Source organism: Trichococcus alkaliphilus (genome assembly GCF_003008695.1).
In the GTDB taxonomy this organism is placed as follows: domain Bacteria; phylum Bacillota; class Bacilli; order Lactobacillales; family Aerococcaceae; genus Trichococcus; species Trichococcus alkaliphilus.
Window position 1 is genome coordinate 31,189 of record NZ_PXZT01000015.1, and the last position, 19,576, is coordinate 50,764.

The 19,576-nt window shown below is 47.5% G+C and carries 23 protein-coding genes; 12 read left to right on the plus strand and 11 right to left on the minus strand.

Annotated features, from left to right (window positions below):
- Positions 1 to 13 precede the first annotated feature (13 nt).
- Positions 14 to 337 (plus strand): PTS sugar transporter subunit IIB, encoded by a 324-nt coding sequence (locus C7R73_RS11385; RefSeq protein WP_068561529.1) that lies wholly within the window; start codon positions 14 to 16, stop codon positions 335 to 337.
- A 60-nt stretch (positions 338 to 397) separates the two neighbouring features.
- On the opposite strand, the gene C7R73_RS11390 is transcribed toward C7R73_RS11385, so the two are convergent.
- The 3 genes from C7R73_RS11390 to C7R73_RS11400 are packed head-to-tail and all read right to left on the minus strand — an operon-like array spanning position 398 to position 3,399.
- Positions 398 to 1,144, minus strand: coding sequence for a ChbG/HpnK family deacetylase (locus C7R73_RS11390; RefSeq protein ID WP_106450623.1), 747 nt, complete (start codon positions 1,142 to 1,144; stop codon positions 398 to 400).
- Entirely contained in the window at positions 1,119 to 2,558 is a 1,440-nt protein-coding gene (locus C7R73_RS11395; RefSeq protein WP_106450624.1) for a PTS transporter subunit EIIC, read from the minus strand. Before C7R73_RS11395 ends, C7R73_RS11390 begins: the two co-directional genes overlap by 26 nt.
- A 13-nt stretch (positions 2,559 to 2,571) precedes the next feature.
- Positions 2,572 to 3,399, minus strand: coding sequence for a PRD domain-containing protein (locus C7R73_RS11400; protein ID WP_106450660.1), 828 nt, complete (start codon positions 3,397 to 3,399; stop codon positions 2,572 to 2,574).
- 310 nt (positions 3,400 to 3,709) lie between these two features.
- Between C7R73_RS11400 and C7R73_RS11405 the strand changes: the two genes are divergently transcribed.
- Positions 3,710 to 4,432 carry a dihydrofolate reductase family protein gene (locus C7R73_RS11405; protein WP_106450625.1) on the plus strand — a complete coding sequence of 241 codons (723 nt, stop codon included), beginning with the start codon at positions 3,710 to 3,712 and terminating at the stop codon, positions 4,430 to 4,432.
- 104 nt (positions 4,433 to 4,536) lie between these two features.
- On the opposite strand, the gene C7R73_RS11410 is transcribed toward C7R73_RS11405, so the two are convergent.
- Positions 4,537 to 4,905 carry a VOC family protein gene (locus C7R73_RS11410; protein ID WP_106450626.1) on the minus strand — a complete coding sequence of 123 codons (369 nt, stop codon included), beginning with the start codon at positions 4,903 to 4,905 and terminating at the stop codon, positions 4,537 to 4,539.
- Positions 4,906 to 5,084: 179 nt separating this feature from the next.
- Here C7R73_RS11410 and C7R73_RS11415 point away from each other — a divergent pair, with 179 nt between their 5' ends.
- On the plus strand, positions 5,085 to 5,771 hold the full coding sequence (locus C7R73_RS11415; protein WP_106450627.1) for a CBS domain-containing protein: 687 nt from the start codon (positions 5,085 to 5,087) through the stop codon (positions 5,769 to 5,771).
- A 66-nt stretch (positions 5,772 to 5,837) separates the two neighbouring features.
- Here the strand turns inward: C7R73_RS11415 and C7R73_RS11420 are convergent, their stop codons facing one another.
- Positions 5,838 to 7,277 carry a SulP family inorganic anion transporter gene (locus C7R73_RS11420; RefSeq protein WP_106450628.1) on the minus strand — a complete coding sequence of 480 codons (1,440 nt, stop codon included), beginning with the start codon at positions 7,275 to 7,277 and terminating at the stop codon, positions 5,838 to 5,840.
- A gap of 226 nt (positions 7,278 to 7,503) precedes the next feature.
- Positions 7,504 to 8,307, minus strand: a complete 804-nt coding sequence (locus tag C7R73_RS11425; protein ID WP_106450629.1) for a Cof-type HAD-IIB family hydrolase — start codon at positions 8,305 to 8,307, stop codon at positions 7,504 to 7,506.
- Between the two features lie 201 nt (positions 8,308 to 8,508).
- Here C7R73_RS11425 and C7R73_RS11430 point away from each other — a divergent pair, with 201 nt between their 5' ends.
- Positions 8,509 to 8,751 carry a hypothetical protein gene (locus C7R73_RS11430; RefSeq protein WP_106450630.1) on the plus strand — a complete coding sequence of 81 codons (243 nt, stop codon included), beginning with the start codon at positions 8,509 to 8,511 and terminating at the stop codon, positions 8,749 to 8,751.
- A 24-nt stretch (positions 8,752 to 8,775) separates the two neighbouring features.
- Entirely contained in the window at positions 8,776 to 9,087 is a 312-nt protein-coding gene (locus tag C7R73_RS11435; RefSeq protein WP_161525935.1) for a hypothetical protein, read from the plus strand.
- A 3-nt stretch (positions 9,088 to 9,090) separates the two neighbouring features.
- Here C7R73_RS11435 and corA read toward each other — a convergent pair whose 3' ends face one another.
- Entirely contained in the window at positions 9,091 to 10,044 is a 954-nt protein-coding gene (gene corA / locus C7R73_RS11440) for a magnesium/cobalt transporter CorA (protein ID WP_106450632.1), read from the minus strand.
- A 157-nt stretch (positions 10,045 to 10,201) separates the two neighbouring features.
- Between corA and C7R73_RS11445 the strand changes: the two genes are divergently transcribed.
- Together C7R73_RS11445 and C7R73_RS11450 are read left to right on the plus strand one after the other, a co-directional pair.
- Complete coding sequence (locus tag C7R73_RS11445; RefSeq protein ID WP_106450633.1) at positions 10,202 to 11,005, plus strand: Cof-type HAD-IIB family hydrolase; 804 nt, start codon at positions 10,202 to 10,204, stop codon at positions 11,003 to 11,005.
- A gap of 130 nt (positions 11,006 to 11,135) precedes the next feature.
- A complete protein-coding gene (locus C7R73_RS11450) occupies positions 11,136 to 11,519 on the plus strand; it encodes a MerR family transcriptional regulator (protein ID WP_192875266.1) in 384 nt (127 codons plus the stop codon).
- 56 nt (positions 11,520 to 11,575) lie between these two features.
- On the opposite strand, the gene C7R73_RS11455 is transcribed toward C7R73_RS11450, so the two are convergent.
- The gene (locus C7R73_RS11455) at positions 11,576 to 12,031 is read right to left on the minus strand and encodes an OsmC family protein (RefSeq protein ID WP_106450635.1); all 456 of its coding nucleotides are present in this window, start codon (positions 12,029 to 12,031) and stop codon (positions 11,576 to 11,578) included.
- Positions 12,032 to 12,321: 290 nt separating this feature from the next.
- On the opposite strand from C7R73_RS11455, the gene C7R73_RS11460 reads away from it, so the two are divergent.
- A complete protein-coding gene (locus C7R73_RS11460) occupies positions 12,322 to 12,669 on the plus strand; it encodes a hypothetical protein (RefSeq protein ID WP_106450636.1) in 348 nt (115 codons plus the stop codon).
- A gap of 91 nt (positions 12,670 to 12,760) precedes the next feature.
- Here C7R73_RS11460 and C7R73_RS11465 read toward each other — a convergent pair whose 3' ends face one another.
- The gene (locus C7R73_RS11465; protein ID WP_086630189.1) at positions 12,761 to 12,994 is read right to left on the minus strand and encodes a hypothetical protein; all 234 of its coding nucleotides are present in this window, start codon (positions 12,992 to 12,994) and stop codon (positions 12,761 to 12,763) included.
- Between the two features lie 156 nt (positions 12,995 to 13,150).
- On the minus strand, positions 13,151 to 14,080 hold the full coding sequence (locus C7R73_RS11470; protein WP_106450637.1) for a LysR family transcriptional regulator: 930 nt from the start codon (positions 14,078 to 14,080) through the stop codon (positions 13,151 to 13,153).
- 396 nt (positions 14,081 to 14,476) lie between these two features.
- On the opposite strand from C7R73_RS11470, the gene C7R73_RS11475 reads away from it, so the two are divergent.
- The 3 genes from C7R73_RS11475 (at position 14,477) to C7R73_RS11485 (ending at position 18,334) form a co-directional block, all read left to right on the plus strand.
- Positions 14,477 to 15,436 carry a nitronate monooxygenase gene (locus C7R73_RS11475; protein ID WP_275658099.1) on the plus strand — a complete coding sequence of 320 codons (960 nt, stop codon included), beginning with the start codon at positions 14,477 to 14,479 and terminating at the stop codon, positions 15,434 to 15,436.
- 83 nt (positions 15,437 to 15,519) lie between these two features.
- Positions 15,520 to 17,088, plus strand: coding sequence for an acyl CoA:acetate/3-ketoacid CoA transferase (locus C7R73_RS11480; RefSeq protein ID WP_106450639.1), 1,569 nt, complete (start codon positions 15,520 to 15,522; stop codon positions 17,086 to 17,088).
- Positions 17,089 to 17,101: 13 nt separating this feature from the next.
- A complete protein-coding gene (locus tag C7R73_RS11485; RefSeq protein ID WP_106450661.1) occupies positions 17,102 to 18,334 on the plus strand; it encodes an L-lactate MFS transporter in 1,233 nt (410 codons plus the stop codon).
- Positions 18,335 to 18,411: 77 nt separating this feature from the next.
- On the opposite strand, the gene C7R73_RS11490 is transcribed toward C7R73_RS11485, so the two are convergent.
- Positions 18,412 to 18,966 carry a plasmid pRiA4b ORF-3 family protein gene (locus C7R73_RS11490; protein ID WP_106450640.1) on the minus strand — a complete coding sequence of 185 codons (555 nt, stop codon included), beginning with the start codon at positions 18,964 to 18,966 and terminating at the stop codon, positions 18,412 to 18,414.
- A gap of 177 nt (positions 18,967 to 19,143) precedes the next feature.
- On the opposite strand from C7R73_RS11490, the gene C7R73_RS11495 reads away from it, so the two are divergent.
- Entirely contained in the window at positions 19,144 to 19,482 is a 339-nt protein-coding gene (locus tag C7R73_RS11495; protein ID WP_106450662.1) for a thioredoxin family protein, read from the plus strand.
- The last annotated feature ends 94 nt before the right edge of the window (positions 19,483 to 19,576 follow it).

Consider the following 19,576-nt stretch of genomic DNA (forward strand, 5'->3'; position numbering starts at 1 on the left):
GGGGTTGAAGCAGATGACCGAACAAAAGACAGCCTTATTGATTTGTACGGCAGGCATCACGACCGGCTTGCTGGTGAAGAATGTGCAGAACGCGGCGGATGAAAGGGGACTGGATATCCATGTCTACTCTGCGCCGGCGATCATCGCGGAACAAGCGATCCAAAGCCAATCGATCGATGCTCTGATGATCGGCCCGCAATCCAAATACGAAATCGCGCGGCTGAAGGATTTCTTGACTTATAAGGCAGTGCCCTACAAGCTGATCTCGAAGGAAAATTATGAGATTTTGGATGGGGAAGCTGTGCTTGAGGAAATCATCGCGTTGATCGGGGAATAAGTATACGAAAAAACAGCCAGCGCCGAGGCGCTGGCTGTTTTTTCTGTCTAAATATTCGTCTTAAATATCGTCATACGTGAGCAAGCGCACATCATGATCCGCCAACCAAGCCTTGGTTTCGGCAGAGATGGCCATCTCGACTTCCTGTGTGCGGGGGATCGTCAGGCTGGATGTATTCAGGATAAAGGCATCCAGATAACCGGGATGCAGTACCATCATGTCGATGCCGTCCGCATGCGGGTGTTCGGTCAATTTTTTCAGGCTTTCGAAAGGATCATAATCCGGGCCCATGCTGTCCATCGAAATGTACACCTTTTTACCGTTCACGACTATCGGCTTTTCATCGAATGAAATGCCGGAATATTTCAGGCCGTGTTCAGCAGCGATCAGTTCCAACCCCTTCATGAAATTTGGGCTGGCCACGGCATGGCCCTCAAAATATTGCGGTTGGCGGCCCGTCAGTTCGACAAAGCGTTGGTATTGCGCCTCGATTTCGATCATCACTTCCTCCAGCACCACAAAATCATCCGCGGCACTGCGGTAATCCTTGGAGGATCTGAAGGTTCCGTCGGGATTAGTGATGCTCGGAATCAGCTTCGGATCCGTCAACGGTTTGCCGACGCAAATATTTGTGTGGCAACCGTAGCAAACATCAACATCCTTCAATAAGGCCAAGCCATGTTCAGTCGCGGGCATGTTGACCATCATGCCGACATTTTTGACGATGCCGTCGATGACGGATTTGGCGATGCCATAATTGATCGCCTCTGAATAGCCTAAATCATCTGCTCGTACTAAGAGATTCATTCAGTACACCCACTTTCTTTTCTGCTCCTGCAAGATAGGTAACCACAGCAGACACCACTACAGCAATCGCGCCACTGATGATGCCGTTGATCAAGTTACTGGTAGAGCCACCTGCATAAGAGGTCAAAATCAAAAAGTTAGCGACAGGAACCATCGCATAGGCAGTCACACCTGTCATGGCAGCATAGACTCCGCCGGCAAAACCACCGGCCATCAAGCCGATGAATGGACGTTTGTATTTCACGGCAATGCCATACACACCGGGCTCGGTGACTCCACCGATGAAGGCTGCGATGACATAACTCCAGGCCAGACTCTTGTCTTCTTTATTTTTGATGGACAAGGCAGCCCCCAAGCACATGCCGGTAACAGCCATGCTGGAAGCAGCGGCACCAACAATTACAAGGCTATCTGAACCGGTAGTAGTGAAGACCATGATCATAGTTGTGATCATAACTATATGCATGCCGGTCATTACAAGGAATTGCCATAAAGCGCCGATAAGTCCGATTGCCAAGATTTGACCAATACCTCCAAGATTTCCGAATGCCAAAATTCCTTGCGAGATATAGTTGCCCACAAAATTCCCCAGCGGTCCAAGGACGATCAAGGCTAAGGGGATCATTACCGCGATGGTCAGCGTTGGTGCAAAGATGGTTTTTAGGGAACTCGGTAAATACTTTTTGAAGAAGCGTTCCACATAGGACATAATCCACACCGATAAAATGATCGGAATGACTGTGCTGGAATAATTTTGGATCTGAGCCGGAATGCCATAGACCGTAAACGGACGCCCTTCAGTGACAAACTGGATAAGCGTAGGGTGGATCATGATACCGCCCAAAAACATGGCGATGACGCTCGTCACTTTGAATTTTACGGAAGCTGTGTAGGCGATGAAAATAGGGAAGAAGTAAAAGCCAGCGTCCCCCACGAAAGTGAATAGGGCGTAGAGATCGGACTCAGCGGCCAGCACATTCAGCATGCCAGGGCCCAAAACTGCAACGAGCATCTTGAACATGGACGCGGCAACCAGAAGCGGTATCAGCGGCGTCAAGCATCCGGCAAGCGCATCCATTATATTGCTGCCGATTTTTTTCAAAGTCAATTTTTCCTTCGGTTTATCAAGGTTTTCCGAAAGCGGATTGCTCGTTTGGAAGTTTCCGATTTTCACCAGGTTATTGTAGACTTGGTCAACTGTCTGACCGATGATGACCTGCAGTTGCCCACCGGATCGGACCACGCCAAGTACGCCGGGGATGGCTTTCAGCTCATCATCTTTCGGCAAACTGTCGTCTTTTACGTTAAAGCGTAAACGGGTCATACAGTGGGTCACATAGGAAACGTTATCTTTGCCACCTACTCCAGCTAAAATTTTGCTGGCTAATTCGTTGTATTTGTTTTCTTGGCTCATTTTATATTGCTCCTTATTGTGTATTCTTGATGATGCGATTGATATGAATCATCAGGTACATCAACTCATCATCCGTACTTTCTATACCCAGTTCGCGGTAGATGAGCCTTGCGATGGTTGCTGCGCATTCATATACTTTTGGCATATTTTCCTTCATCGTATGAAAAAGGCTCTCATTACTATCCATAAATTGTTCTTCTTCTTGAATGCGCTTAATATAATAGCGGAGATGCATAACGAAACGGTTATAGCTGAATTCAGCTTTGTCCAGTTTGACCGCAAAGGCTTCTTCGATCACAGAGGCGACAGCCTCGATCAAGTTGTCCATATTCGGCGCATTTTCGGCTTGTTCGATCTCCGCCTGACCGTTCACAAAATGCATAGCGATGTTTGTTATTTCCGCCTCCGGTAGGGTGACATGCATGGTCTTCTGGATCAGTTTCACAGCATATTTGGCCAATTCTGTTTCTTTTGGATAAAGCTGCTCGATATCATAGGAGAAGACCAACTTCATATCTTTGTATTTTTGCATGCGTGTGATGGAAAATTGGATATGATCCGCTAGGTTGAACACCATATTGGGGTTCAGGTTGTTGTTTAACTGAATTTGTGCGATCTTAACGATTTCTGCGCTGATATCCAGAATATTCTGAGGAATTTCCGCCAATAATTGATAGTAATGATTATTCAATTGATAAAACGTCATGGTGATCTGACTCAGATCCGTAAGTTCGTAAGGGAGCTTCGGAAACCCGATCCCTTTCCCGAACGCTACCAACTCCTTTCCATTTGCATCCCGACAAACGGCTACATTGTTGTTGATTTTTTTAATGACATCCATAATAAATGTAATGATTAGCTCCCAATCATATTCCCCTTCCTTATTTTTTCCCAAAATAAAAACTCCTATGGGCGCACTAAACCAAAGAACTAATCACTGCGTTCTATGGTAATGCCTCCAAAAGAGTTACAATCCATTTTTTATTATGTTTGAACTATTTATAACACGGAAAGAAATCGATTACAAGAGAAATATTTCCGGATGAGAGGGAAACGGCAAAATATAAGTTTGCGCTTTCTTCTTGACTTGACCTTACTTCAAGGGTTTATGATGGAATCAGCAATGAAGATTTGGAACGGAGGAAAATAAAATGAACAGACCTTACAGAGTGATTTGTCATATGGCGATGTCGATAGACGGGCGTGCGGCGGGGCATTATTTGGGTGCGCCAGAGTTCGGGCCATACGGGAAGGCTTATGAGGATACGTTGGCCGCTTACGGTTCGGACAATTGGATCTGCGGGCGAATCACGTTCGAGCAGCACATCACCTTCGGAAACAAAGTGGACCTGTCCGCATACCCGGATGAAGCTATCCCGAGGGAAGACTATATTCATCCGACTACATTCAGTTCCTATGCGATTGCGGTCGATCCTCAAGGGAGACTGGGCTGGCAAACGAATACAATCGGTGACGAGTATCCGGAAAGAAGAGGCGACCACATCGTCACAATCTTGAGCGAGGCGGTATCGGACCGATATCTGGCTCACCTCAGGAAAATCGGCGTTTCCTACATCTTTGCGGGAAAGAGCAAACCGTTGTCCATGACGGTTTCCTTGGATAAACTGCATAAACATTTTGGCATCCAGACTTTTATGCTGGTCGGCGGCGGCTTTGTGAACGGCTCGTTCGCGAGTGAAGGGTTGGTCGATGAAATCAGCCTTATCATCGCGCCGCTTGTCGAAGGCGTCTCCGATTCCGTTTCGCTGTTCGAGTTCGGAAGCAGTCCGGATCAGCGTATCCGGAAGTTCAAGTTGGATAAATTTGAACGGATCGATCCGGACGGCATCCGGCTGACTTATCTTTCGGAATGAAACGATAGTCCTAAATAACGAAAGAACCACCGGATCCAAGGCGTTTTGCCCTCGGATCCGGTGGTTCTTTATGTTGATGATGCGGTACGGAGTGCGTGGTCCGCTTATTCAGCCGGTTCCCGGACTGCATAGTAGTTGCCGTCCCTGTCGGGGAAGTTGAAGGTTCTGGCGCCGCCCATTTCGATGATTTCGCCGACCGTCTCATTGTTTTCCTTGAAGCGCGCGTACAGCCCTTCGAAATCAGAGATATCGAACAATAAAGAAGGCTTGTTGGATGCCACTTCCGGGGAATTCTTTTTGATGAAATCGATATTGAACAGCTGCAGGTTGCACGCAGGGTTCACTGCAAGCACAATGCTGATGGAATCCCCAAAGTCATAGCGCTCGACTTCTTTGAAATCAAGATATTGTTTCCAAAAATCGGCATTCGCTTCCACATCCTCTACATAAAGCATGATATTCGCTGTAGTCATTTCATTTCCTCCGTTTCTTTTCGGTCATAGGCTTATTATACGCCGGGAATTATTCGGAGGCCAACATGAGGAACTTTTGCAGCAGGCTTTTTTGGATGAAAGGCTTTGGATTCGTATTTCCCGCTGCGAATTGTTAGAATATAAGCATAACGAGAGCAGTTTGAGAGAGGTGAAGGCAATTGAAGAGCAATAATGAAGCATTTATGAGCTATTTCAATGATATCGAGAGTTTCTTCAACAAGGAATACAAGCCCGACCGTGGGAAATCCTATTACAGCTTTTATGAACTTGTGGATAATGCCGCGCGTTACGACAGCTACGTGAAAAGGATACGGGATGACTTCCAGATATTGGGGGATCTGCGCAACTTCCTGAGCCACGGGAATCAGAGTGATTTGGTGCTCGTCAACGAGGCGGCCCTGAATATGATCAAAGCGATCCACGAACAGCTGTTGAAACCGAAGACGGCTTTCGATATCAAATCGGATGATGTGAAGTTCTTCAAGGAAACGACCCCATTGTCCGCAGTTCTCGAGACGATCCGGAACACCGATCTGACCCAATTCCCGATCAAGGACGGAAACGGCAAAGTGATTGGCTTGTTGACGGAGAACGGCATCACGCGCTGGCTGTCCCAACATGCGAATGATGCAACTGTGTTGATCGGCGGAACGCTAGCGCGGGACATCCTTGTGTTGGACGAGAACAAAAATAATTTTGCCTTCATCAAGAAGGATGCGACCATCTATGAAGCCGAAGCCCAGTTCGATAACCAAAAAATGGATGCGCTGTTGGTGACGGACAGCGGCAAAAACACGGAAAACCTGCTCGGCATCATCACGCGTTTCGACTTGGTGGAAGTGTAGAACCCGGCGTTGATTCAAAAAAATACATCCCGCACTCTGAAACTGCAGAATGCGGGATGTATTTGTCTATTTTTTCGTATGGATGGATATCCGTTTGAAAAGGGCGGAACTCTGCGGATTAGCACCGGTAAGCGTCGTTTTAACACCCCGTTTTTTGTTGCGGGTGATGAGCTTATCGATAGCTTCGACAGCTGTGGAATCCCATAAAGTCATGGCGCTGATGTCGATGACGACTTCTTCCTCGTGTTCGATTTCTTCAGCAAAGAAATCCAGGAATTTTTCGGCGGAAGCAAAGTAAAGGTGGCCATCCACTTTGTAGTGGTGATCATCATCGGAAGTCCCGGCTGCAACATGGAGATGGGACATTTTGAAAGCGGCGAAGACGGCGCTGACCAAAGTGCCGGCTACGACACCATAAGCCAAGTTATGCGTTCCGATAACGATGGCGACGGTCAGGATCATTGCGAAGCTTTCGTTTTTAGGGTTCGTACGCAGGCGTTTAATCGAATCCCAATTGATGGTTTCGATGGAGACAACGACCATGACTGCCGCCAAAGCGACAACCGGAATCTGCACGACAGAATCGTTCAAAAGAACGACGGACAACAACATGAAGAATCCGGACAGGAAAGTCGCAAGACGGCCAAGGCCGCCGTAATTCAGGTTGATGATCGTCTGACCGATCATGCCACAACCGGCGATACCGCCGAAAAAGCCAGAAACGACATTCCCAAGACCTTGGCTCAACGTTTCCTGATTTTTGTCGCTCTTCTCTTCAGTGATTTCATCGACCAATTGTGCAGTCAATAAGGACTCAACCAATCCGACGATAGCAACCGAAAGTGCAGTTGGGAAAATGATCCGCAAAGTTTCCAATGTCATCGGAACAGTTGGGATGCCGAAGCGCGGCAAATCCGTAGAGATGGAACCCATATCTCCCAACGTTCTCACATCCAAGCCAAAGCCCAGCACAATCGCGGTGATGACGAGAATCGCAACGATAGGCGCAGGGATTTTCTTCGTGACTCTAGGGAACAGGAAGATGATCGCGATCCCCAAAAGCCCCAGAAGCGGCAAAAGCAGGCTGCCTTGGAAATGATCCAATTGCGAAGTGAACATCATGATTCCCAAGCCGTTCACGAAACCGGTCATGACAGGCTTCGGAATGTAACGCATCAAGGTGCCGATTTTAAGGAGTCCCAGGACGACCTGCAGCACACCGGCCAGAATCGTGGCGGCAAATAGGTACTGGATTCCGTATTCAGCGACCAGATGGGCCAACACCAAGGCCACGGAACCTGCCGCGGCTGAAATCATGCCCTTGCTGGAACCGAAAAAGGCTGCGATGGCTGTAATGAAGAAAGTGGCGTAGACTCCCACGATCGGGGGCACTCCTGCGACGATCATGAAGCCGATGACTTCGGGGAATAGAGCTAAACAGACGACGATGCCGGCCAGAATATCCCCTCTGATATTACTGAACCATTCTTTTTTGTATTGTTGCATAGATGCCTTCCTTCTTGAAAAAATAGCGTTTATTTGACGTTCAAAATTATTTGATTAGCACGCAAAAGTACATAGTAACATATAACTGAAAACAGAGGAACAATAATTTGTCTTTGAGCATAATCAACTTTAAGCCTTCTTGGCAGGCTTTATTTCTTAGCGACAACAGAAAAGGATGATGGATCCCGCTTCATATCGAAGTGAGGATCCATCATCCTTTTTTTGTTCATTCCATTTCGAGCAGTTGTTCGATTGCAGCCAAGACGCCTTCTTCGTTATTCGAAAGGGCACAGTATTTGGCGGCTTTTTTGACGTCTTCAGCTGCGTTCGCCATCGCGAAACTGTAAGCCACATGCTCCAGCATCTCGATATCATTCCCGCTGTCGCCGAATGCGGCGGTCTCCTCATCGGAGATGCCCCAAAGCTTCTGCAGTAGCTGGATGCCGGAAGCCTTATGCATCCCTGGAATGATGAGGTCGATTGAGCCGTGGCCTGTCGGTACGGGAGAGACGACATCGCCCACTTCACGCGTGAAGTGCTCCAAGAGGGCCGGGACTTCCTCTTCAGCGAAACCTGATGCAAATTTGAAGATGATGTCATCTATTTCGGAAAAAGAATCCACACGTTTCAAGCGATGATAGAAGCGTTTCGTATTTTGGAAAAAATAATCGGAAACGGAACTGTCGACATAGGCACTGTTTTTGCCGCAAACGACCAATTTTGAATAGGCATCCAACTCCTTGAAGATCCGGAGCACTTTATCGATGGTCTCCTGCGTCATCTCGCCGACGGACAGCTCTTTGTTGCAATCCACGACGAAAGCGCCATTTTCCGCTACAAAAGCAATATTATCCCGTATTTCAGGAAAAAAAGAACGCAGTTGGTAGTATTGGTTTCCACTGGCCACGACAAAACGGATATCCTTTTCGAGCATGCGTTTGTAGAGAGCAGCGAAGCGCTCCTTGTTGAATTTTTTGCGGCTGTCCAGGAATGTCCCGTCCATATCGACGGCGATCAGTTTGATGGGCATGGCGAATCTTCCTTTCGTCGGATGCAAGAGTCTTCCGGCTGGAGCCGCCAGTTTTGAGCATCCGCTTATGTTTAAAACATCTTAACACGTTTCCTTACTATTCCCAAGAGGAAAAGAATGTCTTTAGCGGTTTTCCCGAGAAGGAAATGGTTGACAAAAAGAACGTGTGTTCGTATTATGGTATTAAAGGATGTGACTGATATGGAAAATGGGATTTGCCTGAAAGGTTCAGTGGAAAAGATCAAAATCCTCAAACTGGAGGAAAAGCCGCTGATCCGCTTTACGCTGACGGTGGACAAGGAAGAGAATCAGAATTGCCTGATCCGCGCGCATTCATTGGATTTTCTGTATCAGGTCACCGAAGGGAACGCGATCGTGATCTATGGCAGGAAGAACAAGCGCAATCAAGTCGTGGTGCAGAAATATCATGTAAATCAAAAATGATGGCTGATGGATGGGATGAGGAAAATGAGGCTGATGCAAAAAGGAATCTGGAGAAAAAAGTTGGATGTCGCCGATCTGTTGGAACGAAAAGGCTGCTATGAGTTTACGCTATTGGAGGATAAGCTTTCCGTCAGGAGTGAGCTGTTCGAAATCTGGTGGTACGTTTATGATGGAAACAACCATATTTTGGCCAAAAGCAAACGTTATCCGCATCATCTCTATTTTATTTTGTTGGAGCCCGGTGATCTTTTTGCGGTGAATGATTTCCGCATCTATCTGGAAACAGGGGAATTAAAATACCCTGTCGCCACTTATTATAAGAAAAACGGCCGGTGATCATCAGAACCAGCCGCTTTTTTTGAACCAGCGATACATTGCCAAACCAATTCCAAACATAAGACCGATAGCCAAAAAATAGCCGTATTTCCAAGTCAATTCCGGCATGTTTTCGAAGTTCATCCCATAGATGCCGGCAATCAACGTCAAAGGCGAGAAAATTGAAGTGATTATTGTGAGGACCTTCATCACATTATTGGTCTGATGGGAATTCAGCGATAGGTAGCTGTCGCGCATATCCGTTGTCACCTCGCGGTTGGAGGTGATCATCTCGGATACTTTCAGCAGGTCATCGTGGATATCCGAAAAATAACTCCTTCTTTTGCGTACGCCTTCCAGATGCTGGGAATTCAGCATGCGGTAAAGCAGATCCCGCATCGGATTGACTGTCTGCATCAGACTCAACAACAGGTGGCGGATATCGATCAGCTGCGGCATCTGATCGGTCAGGCGCCTATTTTGGGTACTGTCCTCGATGCTGATCAGCTCGTCTTCAATGTCATGCAGCAACGGAAAATAGTTGTCCACGATTTTGTCGAGGATCTGATAAAACACAAAGTGGGGATCCCATTTTTCAGGATTCTGCTGCGCAATCAAGCGCTCGCGGATGTAGTGCACTTCTTTTGAAGAGGCGTAGTGGAAAGTCACGATGAAATTTTCCGCGACAAAAAAATCCAGTTCTTCCTTGACGATTTTCTTCTGTTCCGTATGGACATGATGGGTGACGTAGAAGGTATAGCCGTCGTAATAATCCAATTTTGGACGCTGCAACAGCTGGAGGCAGTCTTCGATGGCCAGCGGATGGAAGTGGAAAGTATCCTTGAGATGCTGGACCTCCTCGGTTGTTGGATTTTCGAAGTCGATCCACGCCCATTTGTAGACGGAGAGAGCTGCTGTATTCAGATCGAGGTCCGTTTTGATTTGATTTTCAGTTGTGATGCCGATGGCCGTTATCATGTGCTTGCACCTTCTCTATTTTGATTTCAAGGTTCATTATACGGGAATCGCACAAGCGGCGCCATCCGGAAGATTTTTCTGCTCCAGGTACCGACTGTCAGGAACCGGAAAGTATGCGATAATGGAGGGAGAAATTACACGGAATGGAGGAACTCGGATGATCAAATTGATTTTGACCGATATGGACGGTACCTTTTTGAATAGCCAAGGGGATTTCAATAGGGAGCTTTTCAAGCAAGTCAAGCAGATGATGACGGAAAAAGGGGTCGTTTTCGCGCCCTGCACCGGCAAGCAGAGTGAGCGCGTCGAAGAAATATTCGGTGAGGATGCGGCTGATTTTTGGATTTTGGGGGACAGTGCTTCGCGGATCAAACGCAACGGCGCAGTCGTCTACGAATCGTTGTTGGAGAATCGAACAGGCCGTGCCATCCTGCGCGAACTGGAAGAGATGCAGCTTGGGCATACGTTGATCGCCTGCACGAAAGAAGCCGCCATGATCAAAAATGATTTGTCACCCGAAGAATCCGCAGCTGTCAGGAAATCCTACAAAAAAGTGATCACGGTGGCTGATTTCGGGGCCATCGAGGACGATTTCATCAAAATCACGGTGCGCGATATGCAAGAGCGGTGCATCCAAACTGCTGAAAAATTAGCCAACTATAGCGACCGGGCGCATATCGTCGCTTCGGAGAAGGCATGGCTGGACATCACGGACCTGAATGTTCATAAAGGGAGTACGGTCGCCCATCTGCAGGAGTTGCTGCAGGTCACCCCGGAAGAAACGATGGTGTTCGGGGATGGGATGAATGATGTCGAAATGATGAAGAGCGGGAGATACAGTTTTGCTGTGCGGAATGCTTATCCGATCATCAAGGACACGGCGGCCTTCATCACAGGCAGGACGAATGATGAAGACGCGGTATCGCACACAATCCTCCAGGTGCTTGCGTTGCAGGGGTAGCGGTTTATTGAAGATGGTTAGTCCTTGCTGCCTAAAATTCCCGTTTGACTTAGAGTCCACTCCAAGGTGTAGGATGTAACTGAAGCTAACTGTCAGGATAGGTTTAGATGCCGAAAGGATGGACGAGATGATAAACATAAAGAAAGCCAGCGAGCAAACGGGTGTATCCGCTGATACGATCCGTTACTATGAGAGGATCGGTCTGATTCCGCCGATAAAAAGAAATGAGAACGGGGTCCGTGAGTTCGATGAAGAAGATCTGAAGTGGATCGTCTTCAGCCGCCAGATGCGCAATGCAGGTTTATCGATCGAGTCCTTGATCGAATATCTCGCGCTTTTCCGCAGCGGAGAAGAGACCGTTCCGGCAAGAATGGATCTGTTGGTCGAACAACAGCGTGAACTTCAGGAGCGGATCGATGTCATGCAGCAGGCAATGGATCGGTTGAAATTCAAAATCGAAAATTATACGAGCCACATGGTTCCAAGCGAAAACAAGCTGAGGGAATTCAAGTGATGCAACGCAAAAAATCCCATCAGGCCGCCTAATTTAGTCGGCTGATGGGATTTTTTTTAATTAGTCCGGATCCATTGGGTCGACATGTCGACTCCCGCATCCAGCATGAGGTTATAGACGGGACATCTTCTTTCAACTTCAGCCGCCAGCTTCTCGATGGCTTCGTCGGTCTCATCAGTCTCGATATGGTTGATGAGCGTGACTTCCTGGAAGTAGGTCCGGATATCATCCTCCCCGGCAAAACCGCGCGGATCAAAGGTGCCTTCGACGGTGAACGACAGGCCTCTGTAGGCGAGCCCTTGTTGTTCGGCTACATAATAGGCAATGATTGAGGTGCAGCCTGCCAGCGAACTCAAAAGGTATTCCAGCGGATTCGGCCCTTTGTTGTCGCCGCCCATCCGCTCCGATTCATCCACAAAAAATTCAGGCAGATTACGGACTTTTACTGTAGTGGTGATGCCTTGGTGTGATTGGCCAGTGATTCTCAGTTTCGATAATTTTATTTCTGTCATCTGGATAACCCCGTTTCTATGATTTTTTCAGTCAGCGCTTACAATTTCATTTTATCATAGCTTATCAGGATAGACTTAACAGAAGCACTCCCTCCAAATGAGGAATGGGCTCGGGAAAAAACCAGAAATGTAGCTGTCATCTCTTGATCGGTGGATGTCCAAAACCGTCCGGGAGTGGTATACTATCCTTGAAGGAAAAGTGCGGGCAAGTGTTGATGGACAAGCCTGTGTTCACGTTTTTTTAGGCAAATGATCGTCTGATTGATTCACGAAGAAAAGGGGTTTTCTCAATGGAAAAGAAGGATTTGGAACTGATACTGGCTAATTTTGGACCGGAAAAGGAATTCATCGGCGATGGCTATTTCCGTATCCGCGACAAAGGCAATGAGCATTATGAAATCGCATATCTTGTCTCAGCATGCTGCGGGACAACGAACTACTTCCCACAGATTGCTGTCCATGTCGAAGGGGATAAAGTGGTTCCCGATTCCGTTCTGGATCTGGTATCCAATCCGGCAAAAATGCTCAGTTATTCACCTGAGACGAGTGCTGTGATGGAGCAAGAGTTGGATAAACTCTGCCAAAAGTTTTTGGATATCAAGAACTTGAAAGCAACAAACGTTGGAACACCAGACTAATCTCTGGTGTTTTTTTATAGAAGGAATCAAAACAGAGCAAGTGAGTGCGTCATTCCGCATTCCCTTGCTCTTTTTGTTTTTTTCGATGGGATTAATAAGGCTTTGCCGCTTCAAACGAACCTTCGATGACACGATTGCAGTCTCCACACTTCAGCCAATGGCCAAGATCGTTGCTTTCCTGATAAACACTCGAGGGCTTTTTGCATTGGCAGTACAGGATTTCGGTTTCTTGAGGGGGATCTTCGGGAATGATATCCAGATAGGGTTCTTCCGTTAACCAAGTGGCATCGATAGAATCGTGTTCATCTTTTGGTAGTTTATCCATCATAACCCCTCCTATGGGTACATTGTCCGTTCTTGTACGCAAAGTTTAAGGAGCATCTTTGCTCACTTTGATGATACAACTTCTGCTGCCGAAGGCCAAATGATATGGTTCCGAACGGAATAAGCGGAGCCCCTATTTTTATGCAGACGCTAATTTTTAAATGGAATCGCTGTAGGCTTTCATCAGGTCTTTCGCCATATCGATCATGGCCAAGTCGACGGAGGAAAGGGTCTTTTCTTTGCTGTAGGCGATGAAATAACGGGTGCGGACGATGCTGGTTTCGATATAGAAAATATTGTAGCTGTCCATCAATTCGCTGTTGTTGAGCGCACTCTTCGGCAGAAAAGTCAGCCCCATCCCTTTTCTGGCAAGGGCTGCCGCTGTCGAGATGTTCTGCGATTCCATGACGACATCCGCTTTGATGTCCAGATGCTTCAGGAATTCATTGGCTTGCTTGCGGATACCGGATTGGGAAGTGGTCAACACATACTTTTCGTTCTTCAACAGGTTCAAAGGATAAGGGAATTTTGTGATTTCCTTCAATTCGGGCTGGTAAAGCGGGCTTGTGTCCGGAATGATGACGCACCATTTATCTTCCGCAAGCACGGTGTAGGAAAGTTGTTCGTTATGGATCGGCATCATGCCCAAGTAGAGATCGACTTTGTTTTCCAACAAGTCCATTTCCGTCGTTTTGGCGTCCTGTTCCATAATCTTCAGGACGATGCCGGGATATTTTTCATGAAACTTCGGCAGGATCAGCGGAAGCAGAAAGGAACCCATAATCGGATGGACACCGATGCGGATCCGGCCGTATTTCAGTTTTGTGATCATGGTCAATTCGTTGACCATATCTTCGTACTGGTTCTGCATCTTTTTCATATGCGTCAGGAATCTTTCGCCGGCATAGGTCAATTCCATCGGAGTCCGATTGCGCTCGACCAATTGGGTTTGGAGTTCCTCTTCCAGTTTCGTGATGGTTTTGCTGAGGTAAGGTTGGGAAATATATAGAGACTTTGCCGCCTGCGTGAAGGTTCCTTCACTGACGATGGCATCCAGGTAGGCAATGATAGTGGTTTGTTGCAGCATTTTAAGTCATCCTTTCGATGGGTGGCTTCATTTCTGTTTGAAATAGTGATCGTTAGGGTATCACAGCAGTTATTTTAACGCATTTTCGATTGTGAAAGATAAAATAATCACAATTATAACAGAAGAGTTATGGAAATGATATCTATCCAGAACAAAAAAGATATGAACAAAACACACTATCCCGAAAAAGAGGTGTATTATATTTGTTCGTAAACTCACTAATAACGAGCTTTCTATTCCGAATCCAATTATTTCGTATAACCAAACAGTTATGATAAACAGGCGAAGATTACTATTTCACAATTAACCGGATCAATTCTATAATGCAACTATCAAGAGAAAAGATGAGCAAACGGAACGGCAATTTCAGCCGAGCTTGCAGACTCATCACTCACAATTCAAGGAAGAAGGAAAAACAAAATGACAACATTATGCGAAATGCTAGGAATAGAATATCCTATTTTTCAAGGAGCGATGGCACGGATCGCAACAGCTGATATCGCTTCTGCCGTTTCAAATGCAGGCGGACTCGGCATCATCGCTTCAGGTGGAATGACAGCAGATCAATTGCGTGCAGAGATCCAAAAATGCAAAACGATGACGGACAAGCCTTTCGCCGTCAACTTGATGCTGATGATGCGTAATTGCCCGGAATTGGTTGATGTCGTGATCGAAGAAGGCGTCAAAGTCGTGACGACTGGCGCGGGCACACCGAAACCATTCATGCCGAAATTCAAAGAAGCGGGCATCAAAGTGATTCCGGTAGTCGCTTCCGTGAAACATGCACAAAAAATGGAAGCTTTGGGCGCGGATGCAATCGTAGCTGAAGGAACCGAAGCGGGCGGACACGTTGGCGAAACAACGACCATGTGCTTAGTGCCGCAAGTGGTCAGCGCAGTCAACATCCCTGTATTGGGAGCCGGCGGAGTCGGTGACGGCCGCGGCGTCGTTGCAATGTACGCGATGGGGGCTCAAGGGATCCAAGTAGGAACACTGTTCTTGTCCGCTGAAGAATGCCCGGTTCCGGCTACGTTCAAACAAGCGGTATTGGATGCTGACGATACAGCTACAATCGTTACAGGCCGCCGCAACGGAGCACCTGTCCGTTCCATCAAAAACAAGATGCTTACGAAATTCCAGGAACTGGAAAACAACAATGCATCCCGTGATGAATTGGAAGAGTTGGCGTTGGGTTCATTGAGCAAAGCCGTATTCGAAGGCGATGTCGAGAACGGATCGGTCATGGCTGGCCAAATCACCGGTATGGTCCGTGATATCCGTCCTGCAAAAGAAATCATCGAAACATTGTTCAAGGATGCTGAAGCAATCGCAGGTTCATTGAAGATCGCTTATTAATCAAAACTGAAAAGCTCAGATCAAGGCTGGGCTTTTTTCTTACTTACTTATGTGAATGAACGAGCAAACAGGAGGGTACACTTATGACAAAAGTAATCACAGCTGCGGAAGCGGCAAAATTGATCAAAGACAACAGCACAGTGGCATTGACCGGATTCGGTCTGGCCTGTGTGAACGAAGAAATGGCCATTTCCATCGAAGATCGCTTTAAATCGGAAGGACATCCGAACAACCTGACAGTCATCCACGCGAGCGCTGTAGGGGATCGCCGTACAAAAGGGATGAGCCATCTTGCCCACGAAGGCTTGATCAAACGTTGGATCGGCGGCATCGTCAGTGCTTCTCCGCAACTCAGTGACCTGATTGTCGAAAACAAATGCGAAGCCTACAACCTTCCGCAAGGGGTCATCACCCAACTGTACCGTGAAATCGCCGCAAAACGTCCGGGCTTGTTCACTAAAGTCGGCATGCGCACCTTCGTAGATCCGCGTCTGGAAGGCGGCAAGATTTCCCCGCGCACAACCGAAGATATCGTCAAAGTGGTTGAAATCGAAAATGAAGAATGGTTATTCTACCCGACTTTCCCGATCAATGTCGGCCTGATCCGCGGAACGGTAGCCGATGAAAAAGGCAACTTGACGCTTGAAAAAGAAGGTTTGCACATGGAAGTGCTGCCGGTCGCACAGGCTGTCAAAAACTCAGGCGGTATCGTGATCGCTCAGGTGGAAACATTGGCGGCTGCAGGCACGCTGCATCCTAAAGACGTAAAAGTACCGGGTATCATGGTCGACTACATTGTCGTGGCACAACCAGGCAATCAATTCCAGACAGAAAACACTGAGTACAATCCGGCTTTCTCCGGCGATACAAAAGTACCATTGGATGCTGTAACGGCACTTCCGTTGGATGCCCGTAAAGTAATCGCGCGCCGTGCAGCGATGGAGTTGGTTCCTTCCGCTGTCCTGAACCTTGGCGTAGGGATCCCTGTCAATGTCGCGACAGTCGGTGCGGAAGAAGGCATCAGCGATCAATTGGTGTTGACTACCGAAGCAGGATCGATCGGCGGCGTCCCTGCAGGCATGAAGGACTTCGGTCATGCCTTCAACAGCGAAGCAATCATGGATCACCATGCCCAATTCGACTTCTACGATGGCGGCGGATTGGACTTATCTGTGTTGGGACTGGCTCAGACCGATGCATACGGAAACGTTAATGTATCCAAGTTCGGCAACCGTGTTGCTGGTTGCGGCGGATTCATCAATATTTCCCAAGCTGCAAAAAAATTGGTGTTCGCAGGGACCTTTACTGCTGGCGGATTACAGCAGGAAGTCAAAGATGGCCGTCTGACGATCATCCAGGAAGGCAAAGCGAAGAAATTCGTAGCTGAAGTCGAACAAGTTACTTTCAGCGGGGAATATGCGTCTGAAGTGGAACAGGAAGTATTGTATGTGACCGAACGTGCGGTGTTCGATCTTGAAAAAGGCAAATTGCGCCTGATCGAAATCGCGCCTGGCGTCGATCTTGAAAAAGATATTTTGGGACAAATGGGCTTCAAACCGGTGATTGCCGATGATCTGAAAGTAATGAACGAAGGCATGTTCCGCGAAAATTGGGGAGAACTAAAAAACATCGTCTTGGCGAATGGAAAATAAGGGAGTGTTGTTGATGAAAAAGGAAATTAATCGTTGGGCTGTCTTGGTCAGCTCTATGGGTATCTTGATGTGTACGGGTGCGGTTTATGCTTTTAGCGTATTGGCAGGACCATTATCTGCTGCAAGAGGTTGGACAATGGCTGAGGTCATGGTAGCCTTCGCGATCAACGCGGCTTTAGGACCGATTCCGATGATCTTGGGCGGCTTTTTGACCGACAAAGGGTGGTCGAAATGGAGCACGATGGCCGGAGCGGTATTGTTCGGTGTCGGTTTTGCTTTGGCGGGTACAGCAACAACTTTGACTGAATTGTATGTGTATTATGGTTTGATGGCTGGTTTCGGACAAGGCTTCGCTTACTCAGGCTGCCTAAGCAACACGATCCGCTTCTTCCCGGATAAAAAAGGTTTGGCTTCCGGATTGATTACAGCAGGTATGGGCGGAGCGGCCATCATCGCAGCTCCAATCGCGAACCAATTGATCCAAAGTATTGGCGTTGGCGACACTTTCGTGCGGATGGGTATCGCCTATGCAATCATCAGCTTCACTTGCAGCCTCTTCATCAAGGTTGCTCCGAAAGATTATATGCCGAAAAATATGAACGCAGCAGCTACTGCAGCAGCTAACAAACCAGTCGTAAACAAGAACTGGAAAGAAATGCTGCAGGATCCAAAATTCTATATGATCATCCTGATGTTCGCGATGGGTGCTTTCTCAGGTTTGATGATCGCTTCAAACGCTTCACCGATCGGACAATCCATGTTCGGCCTGTCAGCAGCAGCGGCAGCGGTTTATGTCAGCGTGTATTCTCTTAGCAATACAATGGGTCGCGTTATCTGGGGCGCTGTCTCAGATAAATTGGGTCAACCAACGACTATCAGCATCATGTATAGTGTCATCATTCTTACTTTCTTGATCCTTATTTTCGTCAAATCCATGTTCGGTTTTACACTAGGAATCGTTGGTTTGGGCTTATGCTTCGGCGGTGTGATGGGCGTGTTCCCGTCGTTAGTCATGGATAACTTCGGACCGAAATTCCAAGGCGTCAACTACGGTATCGTGTTCATCGGTTACTCGACATCCGCTTTCGTTGCACCTAAAGTAACAGCGGGCATCGCTGCTGCAAACAACGGTGACTTCACCAAAGCTTTCTATGTCGCTATCGTGGTTGCGGCTGCAGGTCTGATCCTGGATCTTGTTTACAAGAAAAAAACAGCAACTAAATCGATCACAGAAACTGCTCAATAAGCAATCCTGATTAATATAAAACACCTCCTGCGCCTGAATTCAGGCGTAGGAGGTGTTTTTTAGTGCAGTCAGGCTTTTCACAGATGACCGCCGTCATCTTCCCATTCATCTTCGTCATCATCCAAAGCTACCCATTCATCCTCATCGAGCCCCGGCAGGCCTTCGCCTAGGCCGCTGACGTTCAGATAAGCCAATTCCTCATTGATTGCTTTCGCAATTTCCCCGGAATCTTTGTACGCAAGGTCCAGTGTGCCGTCCGTGATGTCCAGGCGGGTATGGTCTTCCTCAGGCGCCAGATTCTCGGCGCGCACGCAACGGGGATAGAGCACGTCCGCCTTCGCCTCAAAGGCTTTTTGCAGGATGATTTCATGCTCCCAGATTTCTTCCATGTTGTACGTGTAAATGATTTTGTCGTCTTTTCCTTGGATATGGTCCCGTAGACGATCGGTTTCTGCCAATGCATCTTTATGCGGCGAGGCAAACTTGAAAGTATGCGGGTGGAGATCGGACCAATTGAATGCACTTTGGAGAATGAAATGCAGATCGGAGAAAGTCGTGTCGTCATCCAATTGTATATCCCGCCAAACCGGTATGCCGACATCCAAAAGCGTAACCCTGAGTTCGAACATCATCTGAAAAACCACCTTTTTTGTTTTCAGTATAACGTTTTCATAGCCTGAATTCAAATAGGAAGGGTGACTGAATCACAAAGGACCTTCATCCATCAGTGCTGCAAAATCCGCAAAACGGACTTATTCCGATTCGCGTGCTATAATTGCCACAAAAATAAAGAGGAAGAAGGTCAAATTGTGTTTTATCCAAATAATTTTCAACAAGCAACTTCAATAGAAGAAATCCGTCACTTCATCGCTGATAACAAATTGACGTTTGTTTATATTTCCAGGACGAACTGCGGCGTCTGCCACGCGGTCCAACCGCAAGTGCAAGAGATGCTGGAAGAATTCCCGGCAATCAAAGCGATCCAAGCAAACGCCGATGACATCCCGGAAGTCGCGGGCGAATTCACCGTCTTCACCGTTCCGGCGTTGCTGTTGTTCGTCGAAGGCAAGGAAATGCTGAGGGAAGCCCGCTTCGTCGTGATGGACGAGCTGCATCACCAATTCCAGAGGATTGCGGATAATTTCTGATAGCTTGATAAAGGAACGATAGCCTGAAGCGCGAAGCTTGGGCTATCGTTTTTTGTGCACAAATTAGTTACTTCTGGTGTAAACTAAAGATAAT